Raw genomic sequence first — 12,455 nt, 5'->3', positions numbered from 1 at the left:
CTGTTAGGGCTGTTTATCGGCGATGCTGCGCTCGAGCTCTTCCAGCTCGGCCTCGCCATCGATGCGCACGCCCCCCCGGGTCACCAGATGCATCTCTGTCTTGACTCCGTCAGGGCGCTTGATTTTGTCCACTATCTTGAGCGCCACGTTCTCCTTGGTGCGCCCCATCTTGGCGTGGAAGGTGGGCAGGTCCTCCACGAAGACCAGCAGGTTCTCCGGCATCTCCACCGGGATGATGTCGCCCGGTTGCAGCTCCATCAGCTCGCGCAGGGTCAGCTCTGTCTCCAGCAGCTTGGCCTTGAGCTCCACCTTGACGTCCATGATCTCGTCGCGCAGGGCCTTGCTCCAGCGCACGTCGGTGTCACCCTTGTCACTCTGCACCCCGGCATCCAGCAGCTCGCGGATGGGTTCGAGCATGGAGTAGGGCATGGCCACGTGGAAGTCGCCGCCGCCGCCATCCAGCTCGATGTGGAAGGAGCTCACCACTATCACCTCGGTGGGGCTGACGATGTTCGCCATGGCCGGGTTCACTTCCGAGTCGAGGTATTCGAAGCCGACATCCATCACCGGCGCCCAGGCATCCTTGTAGTCCTCGAACACCAGCTTGAGCAGCATCTGGATGATGCGCCGCTCCGTGGGGGTGAACTCGCGCCCCTCGATCTTGGCGTGATAGCGGCCGTCGCCGCCGAAGAAGTTCTCCACCAGGATGAAGACGAGACGCGCCTCCATGGTGATGAGCGCCGTCCCCTTGAGGGGGCGGAAGCGCACCATGTTCAGGCTGGTCGGCACGAACAGGGTGTGCACGTACTCGCCGAACTTGAGCATCTGCACGCCGTTGATCGACACCTCGGCGGTGCGCCGCATCATGTTGAACAGGCTGATGCGCATGTGACGGGCGAACCGCTCGTTCACCAGCTCCAGGGTCGGCATGCGGCCACGGACGATGCGGTCCTGGGAGGAGAAGTCAAACTGGGCGATACCGGGATCCCCGGCCGCCCCTAGCTCTTCCTCTTCGACATCATCGACACCGTGCAGCAGGGCATCAATCTCGTCCTGACTTAACAGATCGCTCACGCTTCACCTTTCATTGCATGACAAAGCCGGTAAACAGCACTTGTTCTATTACGGGGGAAGAGACCAGATCCTTCAGGACCCGGCGACACTCTTCCAATGAATCCTGACGCAGCTTCTCCTTGCCCTCGAAGGTCATCAGCTGCTCGGCGGTGGCCGCGCTGAAGACCCGCAGCAGGGTCCCTTCGATCAGGGGAATGTTCTGTTTCGCCAGGGTCTCGTCAGCGGCCCCGCGCACCATCAGCTGGATCTTGATCTGCACCAGCCGATCCCGTTGCCCGCCCGCCACGTTGAACACGAAGGGACGCGGCATGCCCACATAGAGAGAGGGCTGGGGCGCACTGGCTTCGGGCTTGGCCTCGGCCGTGTCGGCCGCCGGCTCGTCCGAACCGGCGAACATGAACCAGGCACCGGCCCCGCCGCCTCCCAGGAGGATGACGACCAGGGCGACTATCATGATCAGCTTCTTTTTCTTGGTCGCCGCCGGGTCCTTCAGCGTCAGTTCGTTATCGTCTGCCATCCCTTGTCCACCCTAGTCTCAAACTTGTTCGGTATCATAAACTTACTCGGGCAGGCATCAAGCATAGAAATCAATTCCGGCATCGTTTGTCGATTCCACCAGCAGACTCAGGGTGCGGGCCCTGCCCTCCCCCTCCGACTGGTCGCCACCGGCAAAGCCTCCCCCTTGCTGACCCTGACCGCCGAAGCCGGACTGGCCCTGTGATGACGGCTGTCCCTGCTGCTGTTGCCCCTGCTGCTGCGCCTGTTGCTGCACCACTGTCTGACCGAGCTGGATCCCCTGCCCCGCCAGCATGTCCCGCAGCCGCGGCATGGCCTGCTCCAGCATCTCCCGGGTCTGGCCATGCTGCACCACGAAGTGGACGCTGGCCTGGCTGGAGGCATCCAGCTGGATTTGGATCTTCATCTTGCCAAGGCCCAGGGGGTCTAGCTGGATCTCCGCCTGCTGCAACTTGTCCGCCAGCATCAGGTTTACCTTCTGGTGCAACTGGGCTGGCGCCTCCGGGGTGGCCAGCTTGAGGTGCGGCAGGCTCTGGGGCTCCCGCCGCGCGCTCACCTCGGCCGCCGGCTTGCCATCGCTGCTCTGGGCATGCTGCAGCGGCTGGCTTCCCTCGCTCGATTCGGTGCCCTTGACCTCGATCCCGAGCTGCTTGCCCAGCTCATCGAGCCTGGATTTCTGCGCCGCCGGCTTGAGATCCACGGCGGCTCCGACGGCCACCGCGGGTTCGGCCTCCATCTGCTGGATGCCGGCCGAGAGCGCCGTCAGCGAGGCTTGCGGCCCCTGGGACTCGTGACGCGCCAGCGTCTGCTGGGGCGCCGTCAGCACGGGATCCGGGCTGGATGGAGCGGGCTGGGGAGTGGTGCCACTGGCCGCCGTCTCGGCTCTGGGGGCCGCGCCTGGCTTGGCCTCCCGGGCGTCACCAGCCGGGTTCGCCTTGTCGCCCTCGCCACCGGCAGTGCCAGGTTCTGGCGTGGCTTGCGCCCCGCCCTGGGGCTCCACCCTGACCACGCCGGCGTCGAAGGCCCTGGCGGTGGTTGCGGAGGCCGCGGTGAGCTGTTCGTCATGGGAAACTGGCCCGGACGGCTGCCCGCCCGCCACCGAGCCCTGACTCGCCGGCACAGGGGGAGCCTCACCGGCCACCACCTTGGCAAGCAGGGCCGCCCGCGCCTCGCCGGACAAGGGTTCAGTCGCCACCGCGGCCGCCGGCTGACCGCCCTTGGGCGCCGCCGTGCTGTGTTCGGCAGTGGCCTGCTCGCTCTGCTGCGGCTCCGAGGGCTGGCCCTTGCCTGCGGCGACGGGTGCCTTGTCAGCGGCGAGCCCGCTCTCTTCATTTTCAAGGGGGAGCGCCTCTGCGCCCTGCCCATCGACCACCACCGGCAAGGCAGGCGCCGTCCCCGCCATCACAGGCCCCGCGGCCTGTGCCACGGGATGCGACTCGGGCGGCAAGTCATTGCCGTCGACGGTCGCCGTCACCTCCTGGGGGGGCAAGGCAGGGGGCACCACCAGGCTGACATCCTGCCTGAGGGAGGCCTGCAGCTGCTGCAAAAAATCCTCGGGGGGAAGCTCGGTCTCCTCAGAGGGCGCCTTGCTGGTCGTCTCCTGACTGCCCGTTGCCTCGGCAGACGCCAAAGATTTGGCATCCGGGGTGGCCGCAGCCAGGGCGTCGTCACCCCCTTGACTGGCCGATGGCTCCTGGCCCACCAGCTGGGCCCTGGCCATGGCATCGGCAAATGCGGCCTTGCCGTCCGCCAGCGACAGATCCTTTCCTTCCCCCCCGGCGAGGAGCGAGGGCGACAGGGCGCCGTCGGCAGGGACTGCCTGACTGGGCGCTAGGTTTAACTGGGTCTGTATCATGCTGGGATCCCTGACGACAATCCTGTGATGACCGCACATCCAGGGGCGGAGGCGGCGTCTTAGCCTGTGTTGGCAATAGAAAGCAAGTTACAGGCCAGAATGGTGATAGCGTCGCAGTATGGCGTAGTCGTCCAGCATCTTCTGCTCCTGACGCTGGGCCTTCAGCTGCGCTCGTCCCGCCTGCTTCTCGAGCAGCAGCTCGACGGCCTTGCGCCGCTGCTGGGCTTCGAGCCACTGGGTACGGCACTGGGCCAGCGCCTCGCGCACCTGCAGCACCCCTTGGTACTGCTGGGTCGCCGCATTTTCCAGCTTGTTGATGAAGGCGTGATACTGGCTGTTCTGCTGGGGCGTGATCCCCTGCAGGCCGCGATCCGTCCACTGCTGGTGATAGATCTGGCGGTACTGGTTGAGGGCGTTTTGCTGATCCATGAACAGCTTGAGATCCTGCTGGGCCTTGGCCAGCGCCATGGCGGCCTGCTGTTCGGCCTCCAGCAGCCGGCCCGCCAGCAACGTCAATCCTTTACTCATAAGGGCTCTCCACCGGTTAACGCATCAGCGGCATGGCCACCAGCTGCAGGGATTGCAGGCCTTCGTCGTAGTGAATGACCTCGCGCATCTTCTGCTGCAAGAACTGATCCAGATAGGGTTTCTGGATGATGGCCCTGTCGATGCGCGGATCCGATCCCTGGCTGTAGGCGCCTATGGTGATGAGATCCCGGTTCTGCTGATAGAGGGAGTAGAACTGCTTGAAGGCGCGCGCCAGCTCCATGTGCTCAGGTGAGGTCACCATGGGCATGACCCGGCTGATGGATTTTTCGATGTCAATGGCCGGGTAGTGGCCTGCATCCGCCAGCTCCCGTGCCAGCACTATGTGGCCATCCAGGATGGCCCGCGCCGCGTCGGCGATGGGATCCTGCAGATCGTCCCCCTCCGTCAGCACGGTGAAAAAGGCCGTGATGGAGCCCTGGCCGTCGCTGCCGTTGCCGGCCCGCTCCACCAGCGCCGGCAATTTGGCAAACACCGAGGGGGGGTAGCCCTTGGTGGCCGGCGGCTCCCCCACCGCCAGGGCGATCTCGCGCTGAGCCTGGGCGTAGCGGGTGAGGGAGTCCATCAGCAGCAGCACGTTGAGCCCCTGCTCGCGGAAATACTCGGCGATGGCGAGCGCCGTCTCGCACCCCTTGAGCCGCATCAGCGGCGAGGCATCGGCCGGCGCCGCCACCACCACGGCGCGCTCGCGCCCCTCGGCGCCAAGGATCTCCTCGATGAACTCCTTCACCTCCCGGCCCCGCTCGCCGATGAGGCCCACCACCACCACGTCCGCCACCGAGCCACGGGTCATCATGCCGAGCAGCACCGACTTGCCGACCCCGGAGCCGGCAAACAGCCCCATCCGCTGACCCCGTCCCACGGTGAGCACGGCGTTGATGGCGCGCACCCCCACGTCCATGGGCTCATGGATGGGACGACGGGCCAGGGGGTTGATGCGATGCTGGGCGAACTGCACCGTCTGGGAGGAGATGATGGGGCCCAGCCCGTCCAGGGGCTGACCTATGCCGTCTATGACCCGGCCGAGCAGGTTCATGCCCACCGGGATGCCGTGATCCTCGGTGATGGGCACCACACGGGCGCCGGGAATGACCCCCTTGAGCTGCTCGCTCGGCATCAGAAACAGCCGATCACCGGAGAAGCCCACCACTTCGGCCTCCAGCACGCCGTCCTGGGTATCGATGCGGCAGAGGGCACCGATGGCCGCGCGGCAGCCGATGGCTTCCAGAGTCAACCCCACCACCCGGGTGAGTTTGCCCGCCACCGGCGGTATGGGGGCGAGATCGCGGACCCGGTAGCCTTGCAGTCGACTGAGCAGGGATGCGGTCATCGCGCCTCCAGAGAGAAAGGGAAAAGGGTGTCAGCCGGCATTGCCGCGAAGGGAAATGGTGCGCAGCAGCCTGGCTTCCCCTTGCCTGACCGGAAAAGGGTGTCAGCCGGCATTGCCGCGAAGGGAGAGGGTGCGCAGCAGCCTGGCTCCCCTGTGCCTGACCGGAAAAGGGTGTCAGCCAGCATTGTCACGAAGGAAGTTGCGCAGCAGTTGCTCGATGCGCCCCGTGAGGGTCAGATCGATGCTGGAGAGTTCGGTGGCCAGCTGCAGATCCCCCGGGGAGAGGGTGGGATCGCTTTGCAGCCGCCAGTGGCGCCGTGCACACTCCTCGGCGCCGAAGGCCTGCTCGACCCGGGCCACATCGTCCGGATGCAGCATCAAGGTGACCCCCTGCTCGGCGGCGGGCAGCAGGGCAAGGCCCTGCTTGAGGGCCTCGAGCAGCAGTCTTGGGGAGGTCTCGGCCTCGTGGCGAATGAGGGCGCGGGCGAGCTGCTGGACCAGCGTGATGAGCTGCTGCTCCACGGCGCCATCCAGCTCCTGGAGCGGATTGGCGAGGCGGGCGGCGAGCCCCTGCCAGTGGGCAATCTCCTGCTCCACCTGGTCGCGGCCCAGGGCCAGCCCCTCTTCGCGGCCCTGCTCCAGACCCGCCTGATGGCCCTGCTGCAAGCCTTCCAGCTTGCCCTCTTCGAGCCCCTTGGCAAAACCGGCCTCCCGCCCCTCGGCCATCCCCTCTTCCCAGGCGGCCTGGCGGATTGCCTCCACCTCTTCGGCGGTGATGCTGGGGGTGGGCTCCTCCGGCTGCTCTTCTGGCGGCATCTCGTCCGCCTGCTCCTGGCGATACCAGTCAGGGCCGAGCCCCAGGGCATTGCTCTGGATCTCGGATTCGACCTCCATCTCGGGCCAGCCCCAGGCCTCTACCCGGGTCTCGTCCGTCTCGGGTCTGACATAACCCCGCAGCTTGCTGTTCTTGTTATTCATGTGCGAAAGACACTCCTGGCGTGCCGGACGAAGGGGGCGACATCATCGCACATTCCATTGCCCATGGCTTAGAGGAACTCTTCGCCACCGCCGGCCCCCAGCATGATCTCGCCCGCGTCCGCCAGACGGCGTGCCGTGGAGAGGATCTCCTTCTGGGCGGCTTCCACCTCGGAGACCCGGATCGGCCCCATGGCCTCCAGATCGTCCGCCAGCATCTCGGCGGCCCGCTTGGACATGTTCTTGAACACCTTCTCGCGCATCTGGTCGTCCGAGCCCTTGAGGGCCCGTTGCAGCAGATCCCCAGGCACTTCCCGCAGCAGGGTCTGGATGCCCCGATCGTCCACGTCGATGAGGTTCTCGAACACGAACATCAAGTCCTGGATCTGCTGGCTCATCTCCTCGTCCGACTCGCGGATGGAGTCCATCAGCTGGCCTTCGATGTTGGTGTCCAGGTAGTTCATGATGTTGGCGGCCGCCTTGAGGCCACCCATCTTGGCCGCCTGGGCCCCGGCCGCACCGGCGAACTGCTTCTCCATGATGTCGTTGAGCTCTTGCAGCGCCGCCGGTTGCACCTCTTCGAGGTTGGCGATACGCATCACCAAGTCGAGGCGCACCTGCTCCGGGAACTGGCTCAATATCTCGGCGGACTGCTCCGGCTCCAGATAGGAGAGCACTATGGTCTGGATCTGCGGGTGCTCGTTCTGGATGATGCTGGCCACCTGGCGGGCATCCATCCACTTGAGGGAGTCGAGGCCGCGGGCGCCGGATCCCAGGATGATCTGATCCACCAGGTTGCTGGCCTTGTCCTCCCCGAGCGCCGCCACCAGGGCCTTGCGCACGAAGTCTTCGCTGCCGATGCCGATGTTGGTGTATTTCTGGATGTCGTCGATAAATTGACGATGCACCGCCGCCACCCGGTCGTGACTGAAATCCGACATGGAGGCCATGGACATGCCGAGCCGCTGCACCTGCTTGGGCTCGAGGTGGCGAAAGATCTGGGCGGCATCCTCCTCGTTGAGGCTCAGCATCAGCACCGCCGCCATCTCCATCCCGCCCATCTGATCCAGGATCTGGCGCTGGCTTTCGGTGATGTCGTTACCGGTGACTTGGTTTTTCTTCTCTTCAGGCATCTCGGTTCGTTACCCATTCTTTGATGACCTGAGCGGCCAGGTCTGGTTCATTCGCTACCAAGGCGCGCACGGCCTTGAGCAGGTCCTCGTCACGGTGCAGATCAGGCAGCTTGAGCTGGCCATCCCGCAAGCCGAACACCGGCTCGGCCTCGGCCTGGGCCGCCAGCAGGCTCAGCTCGTCGTCGCCACCCAGTACGGTGTGGTTGTCGAAGTCCAGCTCCCCTTCCGGCTTGGCATCCGGGTAGAGCAGGCGCTTGAGCATGGGCCGCACCACGGTGACGATGAGCACTATGATGACCAGCACCGAGGCGGCGATGCGCACCGCGCGCCAGAACCAGGGCTGCTCGTAGATAGGCATGTCGGCCACGGCTTCCAGCTCGGGGCGGTTGAACGGAATGGCAACCACCTCCAGGGTGTCTCCCCGGGTCACGTCAAAGCCGAGACCGCCGCTGAGCAGACGGCGCAGGGTATCGAGCTCGGCCTGGCTGCGGGGCTCGCGAGTGACGGCCCCCTCAGCACCGGGAGTGGCCTTGTAATCCACCGCCACCGACACCGTCATGCGGCGGATGCCGCCCTGCTGGCGCCGGATGTGGCTGACGGTGGTGTCCAGTTCGAAGTTGCGGGTCGCCTCCTTGCGGGAGCGGCCGGAAGAGCCGGTTCCCCCTTCAGCGCCGGCGGCCTGTTCGGGAATGCTGGAGGCGGCGGGGGGCTGATTGGTGAGCGCACCAGGCACGCCGCCATTGCTGCCATTGGCGCTGTTCTCTTCCACCGTCATCTCGGAGCGCACCGCAGGCAGGTCCGGATTGTAGGTCTTGCGGGTCTGCTCCTGCTGGGAGAAGTCGAGGGAGAGATCCACCTCGGCGGTATAGTTGTCGGCTCCCAGCACCGGGATCAGGATGGCGTCAATTTTTTGTTTGTATTCGAGCTCCTGCTTCTGCTGCATCGCAAACTCCTTGCGAGTCTGGGCAGAGAGCGGGTCTTGCGAGCCGGAGTTGAGCAGGCGACCGTTCTGATCGGTCACGGTGACGCGGGTCGGCTCCAGGCCGTGCACGGCGGAGGCGACCATGTCGACGATGGAGTCCACCTCCCCCTGGCCCAGGGCAGCCCCTTTCAGGCTCAGCACGACGGTCGCGCTCGGCTTGCGCTCGTTGCGGGCGAACACGTTGTCTTTCGGGATGGCCAGCAGCACCTGGGCCTTGGCGACGTTCTGGAACTGCTCGATGGCGCTCGCCAGCTGGCGCTCGCGGCTCAGTTTCAGACGCTCGCTCTCCATGCGCTGGCTGACCCCGAAGCTGGAGTCCTTGAGCAGTATGGCTTCGCCGTCGTTGCTGGCCTCGCTGCTGCTGGCGAGGCCGGCGCGGGTCAGGCGCAGCCGGATGTCCGCATAATTCTCGGCACTGACCAGCACGCTCTTGCCTTCGACCTGATAGGGGATCTTCTGCTGATCCAGGTAATCCAGGGTGGAGACCAGCTCCTGGGTGTTGAAGGTGCCGAGGGGACGCATCTCCGGCTCCTTGCCCCACAGCAGGATGAAGACGGCGATGGCCAGACAGATGGTCAACCCCAGGATCAGGGTGATCTGCCGCAACACATCGGTGTTGGACAGAAAGCCCAGGGCCGAGCTCTTCTGCTCGTGCTCATCGAGGGCGGCAGCCCCCTCGTTGTTCATCAGCAGATCGCCGTTTGGATCGTTAGCCACTCTTCAGGTCCTTATTGCTGACATCTTCGTGATGCTCGGTCGCCATGGGGCCGAGTTATACCGGCATGTTCATGATGGTCTTGTAGGCATCGACCATCTTGTTGCGCACCTGTACCGTCGCCTCGAAGGCGATGGAGGATTTCTGCCCGGCGATCATCACCTCGGACAGGTCCACCGACTTGTCGCCCATATCGAACCGGGTGCGCAGATCGTTGGCGCTGCCCTGCAACTCGTTGACGTTGTCCAGGGCCTGCTGCAGCATCTGACCGAAATCCGAGTTGACCGGACGACCGGGCTGGGTCAGCGGCGTGGCACCGGCTTCGACCTTGAGTGCCTGCATCTCTTGCATCAGGCTGCTTGCGCTAATTTCCATCTTCCCTTCCCAGACAAATCATTGACACTGGCAAGCCTTAAGCAATTAGAGTGCCAAAAGGGAAGATGGACTGGCCGCCGGCGCCAAGGGGCAGCCACAAGCGGGCCCCCTGGCCCCGGCTCATGTCACCCCAGCACCAGCTTCAGATAACCGAGATGCAGATCTCGGTGCTCGTCCGCTGGTAGCTTGACCAGCACCTCGTCGTGCAGAAAGCGCGCCTTCTCGGTGGCCTGCTCAGGGGCCACCAGGCCCACCGCCACCAGCCTGGCGACGATGGCCAGCGCCAGAGCCATGGTCGCCTCGTCCGCCCGTCCCCAGCCGAAGACGCCCCCCTCAGCCGCCCCTTCCGCCAGGGGTTCGACCTCATCGCCATTGACCCAGAGGACCATGGGACTGCCCTCCTGCAGCCGCAGATAGATGCTCTGCCGCTCCCACTCCCGGCGCCGGTCCACGGCAGATTCAGATGCTTGGGTCATGCCACTCTCCTTGTTCAACGACTGTGTCTTGCTTGCGCCCATGAAAAAGAGGGCCGAAGGCCCCCTTTTTACTGCAAGTCACGTCATTTAAACAGGCAGTATTTCAACATGATAAAAGAAAAATACCGGATCGCTGCCAGGGACCTTAGTCACTTGTTCAGATCCTCATCAAGCCAGTATTTGGAACCCGAGATATTGGCATCGAGCAGCAGCCCCTTCTCCCCGATCTGGTAGATGGCCATGCCGCCATTGTACTTGGCGGTCAGCTCGGCACTCTCCTTGCCGGCCACGGCCCCCACTTCGGAGGTGGCCTCCCAGCCCTTGTTGACGAAGGCATCGAACCTGGCCTTGTCTTCAAACAGCACCACCTGCTGGTAGAACTTGCCCCCCATGCCGGCAGCCAGCCCGGCGCCAAACATCTTCATATAGGTGTGCTTGCCCGTCTTGCGATTGATGGCAACCCCGGATCCCTGGTTGGTGTGCACCATCAGGGAGAACTTGCGCGAGTCGAACACCGCATAGCCATAGGCCTTGTCAAACAGCAGCTTGGCGGAGGGTTGCTCGTTGAACAGCCGCACCAGGGCGGTATCGGCCATGGTATCCAGGGCGGTTCTGGCCTCGGCGGGGGTCTTGGGCTCCAGCATGGTGTCGAGCTTCTTGTCGGCGGCCGTCAACCACTCCTTGCCGGTGGCGGCGCTCTCTTCCGTCCAGGCGCCCGCCTTGTTGTAGGCATCGGCTCCCCAGGTGGAGACAGACTCCCAGGTCGCCTTGGAGAAGTCGGTGATCCCCTGCCAGGCTTCCTTGCTGGTGTCGCTCACCGCGGTGCCAAGCTCGGAGGCCGCTTCCTTCAATTTCGCCCAGTCGGCATGACTGGGGCCAGATGCAAGTGCCAGGACGGCGGCAATCAACCAGGATCGGCTCTTCATTGTGTGCTCCTTTAATATCCCATCAGCGGACATGTCACCCTATCAGATTAAAGACTACTCAAAGAAGTCCTGAGTGCCTGTCCCCTCCAGCGGGTCAACCTGGGCCAGGCTCCCCCGACGGCGAGGGGACGGCGGCTGTGCCCTCATGAGCGGGCACAGCCTCCCTGACGGCAAGGGACAAAAGCTGACCGTAAATATTGTTCGGCCTGACAACCTCGGTTGTATAGTTTTTGGTTAGCCATTCCGGTAAAATCCGCGCCCTTATAAGAGAGCCACCTAAGAGTGATTGAGCGATGTCCAACACAAAACAGGCCCCCAAAGTAGGATTCGTCTCCTTGGGTTGCCCCAAAAATCTGGTCGATTCCGAGCGTATCCTGACCCAGCTGCGTACCGAAGGGTACGATGTGGTGCCCAGCTATGACGATGCGGAGCTGGTGGTGGTCAACACCTGCGGCTTCATCGACAGCGCGGTACAGGAGTCGCTGGAAGCCATCGGCGAGGCCCTGGCCGAAAACGGCAAGGTGATAGTCACCGGCTGCCTTGGCGCCAAAGAGAACCAGATCCGCGAGATCCACCCCAAGGTGCTCGAGATCACCGGCCCCCACGCCTATGAAGAGGTGCTGGGCCACGTTCACAAATACGTGGAGAAGCCGACCCACAACCCCTTCACCAGCCTGGTGCCGGCCCACGGCGTCAAGCTGACTCCCCGTCACTACGCCTACCTCAAGATCTCCGAGGGCTGCAACCACCGCTGCACCTTCTGCATCATCCCCTCCATGCGCGGGGATCTGGTGAGCCGCCCCATCGGCGAGGTACTGGCCGAGGCCAAGCGCCTGAAAGAGGCCGGCGTGAAGGAGATCCTGGTGATCTCCCAGGACACTTCCGCCTACGGCGTCGATGTCAAGCACCGCACCGGTTTCTACGACGGCATGCCGGTCAAGACCAGCATGGTCGCCCTGTGCGAGGAGCTGGCCAAGCTCGACATCTGGGTGCGCCTGCACTACGTCTACCCCTATCCCCACGTGGATGACGTCATCCCGCTGATGCGCGACGGCAAGGTGCTGCCCTACCTGGACATACCGCTACAACACGCCAGCCCGCGCATCCTCAAGCTGATGAAGCGCCCGGGTACCGTCGAGCGCACCCTGGAGCGCATCCAGAAGTGGCGCGAGATCTGCCCCGAGATCACCCTGCGTTCCACCTTCATCGTCGGCTTCCCCGGCGAGACCGAAGAAGAGTTCCAGATGCTGCTGGACTTCATCGACAAGGCGGAGCTGGACCGCGTTGGCTGCTTCAAATACAGCCCGGTCGAGGGTGCCAAGGCCAACGAGCTGCCGGATCCTGTGCCGGAAGAGGTGCAGGAAGCGCGTTTCCAGCGCTTCATGGAGCTGCAGCAACAGGTCTCCATCCGCAAGCTGGCCCGCAAGGTCGGCAAGGAGATGACAGTGCTGATCGACGAAGTGGACGAAGAGGGCGCCACCGGCCGCTCCTTCGCCGACGCCCCCGAGATCGACGGCCTGGTCTACCTGAACGGTGAAACCGGCCTCAAACC

12 protein-coding genes are annotated in these 12,455 nt (G+C 64.2%); 1 reads left to right on the top strand and 11 read right to left on the bottom strand.

Going from position 1 to position 12,455, the window contains the following annotated elements:
* Positions 1-3: 3 nt before the first annotated feature.
* From fliM to befA, 11 genes are all read right to left on the bottom strand, one after another.
* Entirely contained in the window at positions 4-1,074 is a 1,071-nt protein-coding gene (gene fliM / locus AC3WR3_RS16140; RefSeq protein WP_042650084.1) for a flagellar motor switch protein FliM, read from the bottom strand.
* Between the two features lie 10 nt (positions 1,075-1,084).
* Entirely contained in the window at positions 1,085-1,591 is a 507-nt protein-coding gene (fliL, locus tag AC3WR3_RS16135; RefSeq protein WP_042650083.1) for a flagellar basal body-associated protein FliL, read from the bottom strand.
* Positions 1,592-1,648: 57 nt separating this feature from the next.
* Positions 1,649-3,445 (bottom strand): flagellar hook-length control protein FliK, encoded by a 1,797-nt coding sequence (locus AC3WR3_RS16130; protein ID WP_492292304.1) that lies wholly within the window; start codon positions 3,443-3,445, stop codon positions 1,649-1,651.
* 87 nt (positions 3,446-3,532) lie between these two features.
* On the bottom strand, positions 3,533-3,973 hold the full coding sequence (gene fliJ / locus AC3WR3_RS16125) for a flagellar export protein FliJ (RefSeq protein WP_139435529.1): 441 nt from the start codon (positions 3,971-3,973) through the stop codon (positions 3,533-3,535).
* A 16-nt stretch (positions 3,974-3,989) separates the two neighbouring features.
* Entirely contained in the window at positions 3,990-5,321 is a 1,332-nt protein-coding gene (fliI, locus tag AC3WR3_RS16120; protein ID WP_139435531.1) for a flagellar protein export ATPase FliI, read from the bottom strand.
* A 174-nt stretch (positions 5,322-5,495) separates the two neighbouring features.
* Positions 5,496-6,299, bottom strand: a complete 804-nt coding sequence (gene fliH / locus AC3WR3_RS16115; protein ID WP_492292301.1) for a flagellar assembly protein FliH — start codon at positions 6,297-6,299, stop codon at positions 5,496-5,498.
* A 68-nt stretch (positions 6,300-6,367) separates the two neighbouring features.
* A complete protein-coding gene (gene fliG / locus AC3WR3_RS16110) occupies positions 6,368-7,429 on the bottom strand; it encodes a flagellar motor switch protein FliG (protein WP_139435536.1) in 1,062 nt (353 codons plus the stop codon).
* Positions 7,422-9,128: a flagellar basal-body MS-ring/collar protein FliF gene (gene fliF / locus AC3WR3_RS16105; protein ID WP_162519164.1), complete on the bottom strand. Its 1,707-nt coding sequence runs from the start codon at positions 9,126-9,128 to the stop codon at positions 7,422-7,424. The genes fliG and fliF overlap by 8 nt, the downstream gene beginning before the upstream one ends.
* A gap of 55 nt (positions 9,129-9,183) precedes the next feature.
* A complete protein-coding gene (gene fliE, locus AC3WR3_RS16100; RefSeq protein WP_106887480.1) occupies positions 9,184-9,501 on the bottom strand; it encodes a flagellar hook-basal body complex protein FliE in 318 nt (105 codons plus the stop codon).
* A gap of 125 nt (positions 9,502-9,626) precedes the next feature.
* Positions 9,627-9,977 (bottom strand): hypothetical protein, encoded by a 351-nt coding sequence (locus AC3WR3_RS16095; RefSeq protein ID WP_265436194.1) that lies wholly within the window; start codon positions 9,975-9,977, stop codon positions 9,627-9,629.
* Between the two features lie 149 nt (positions 9,978-10,126).
* Positions 10,127-10,903, bottom strand: a complete 777-nt coding sequence (befA, locus tag AC3WR3_RS16090) for a beta cell expansion factor BefA (RefSeq protein ID WP_139435540.1) — start codon at positions 10,901-10,903, stop codon at positions 10,127-10,129.
* A 293-nt stretch (positions 10,904-11,196) separates the two neighbouring features.
* Between befA and rimO the strand changes: the two genes are divergently transcribed.
* The coding region (rimO, locus tag AC3WR3_RS16085; protein WP_492292298.1) for a 30S ribosomal protein S12 methylthiotransferase RimO at positions 11,197-12,455 on the top strand (1,259 nt) is incomplete at its 3' end.

It is taken from the genome of Aeromonas sp. EU05-FHT14A05, assembly GCF_058791175.1.
Note: the sequence above shows the minus strand (reverse complement) of the source record. Positions and strands in the feature narration are given on the sequence as shown.

Coding starts and splice junctions, on each gene's coding strand:
- fliE (WP_106887480.1), bottom strand. CDS start 9,501: ATGGAAATTAGCGCAAGCAGCCTGATGCAAGAGATGCAGGCACTCAAG.
- fliH (WP_492292301.1), bottom strand. CDS start 6,299: ATGAATAACAAGAACAGCAAGCTGCGGGGTTATGTCAGACCCGAGACG.
- AC3WR3_RS16130 (WP_492292304.1), bottom strand. CDS start 3,445: ATGATACAGACCCAGTTAAACCTAGCGCCCAGTCAGGCAGTCCCTGCC.
- befA (WP_139435540.1), bottom strand. CDS start 10,903: ATGAAGAGCCGATCCTGGTTGATTGCCGCCGTCCTGGCACTTGCATCT.
- fliJ (WP_139435529.1), bottom strand. CDS start 3,973: ATGAGTAAAGGATTGACGTTGCTGGCGGGCCGGCTGCTGGAGGCCGAA.
- fliG (WP_139435536.1), bottom strand. CDS start 7,429: ATGCCTGAAGAGAAGAAAAACCAAGTCACCGGTAACGACATCACCGAA.
- AC3WR3_RS16095 (WP_265436194.1), bottom strand. CDS start 9,977: ATGACCCAAGCATCTGAATCTGCCGTGGACCGGCGCCGGGAGTGGGAG.
- fliI (WP_139435531.1), bottom strand. CDS start 5,321: ATGACCGCATCCCTGCTCAGTCGACTGCAAGGCTACCGGGTCCGCGAT.
- fliL (WP_042650083.1), bottom strand. CDS start 1,591: ATGGCAGACGATAACGAACTGACGCTGAAGGACCCGGCGGCGACCAAG.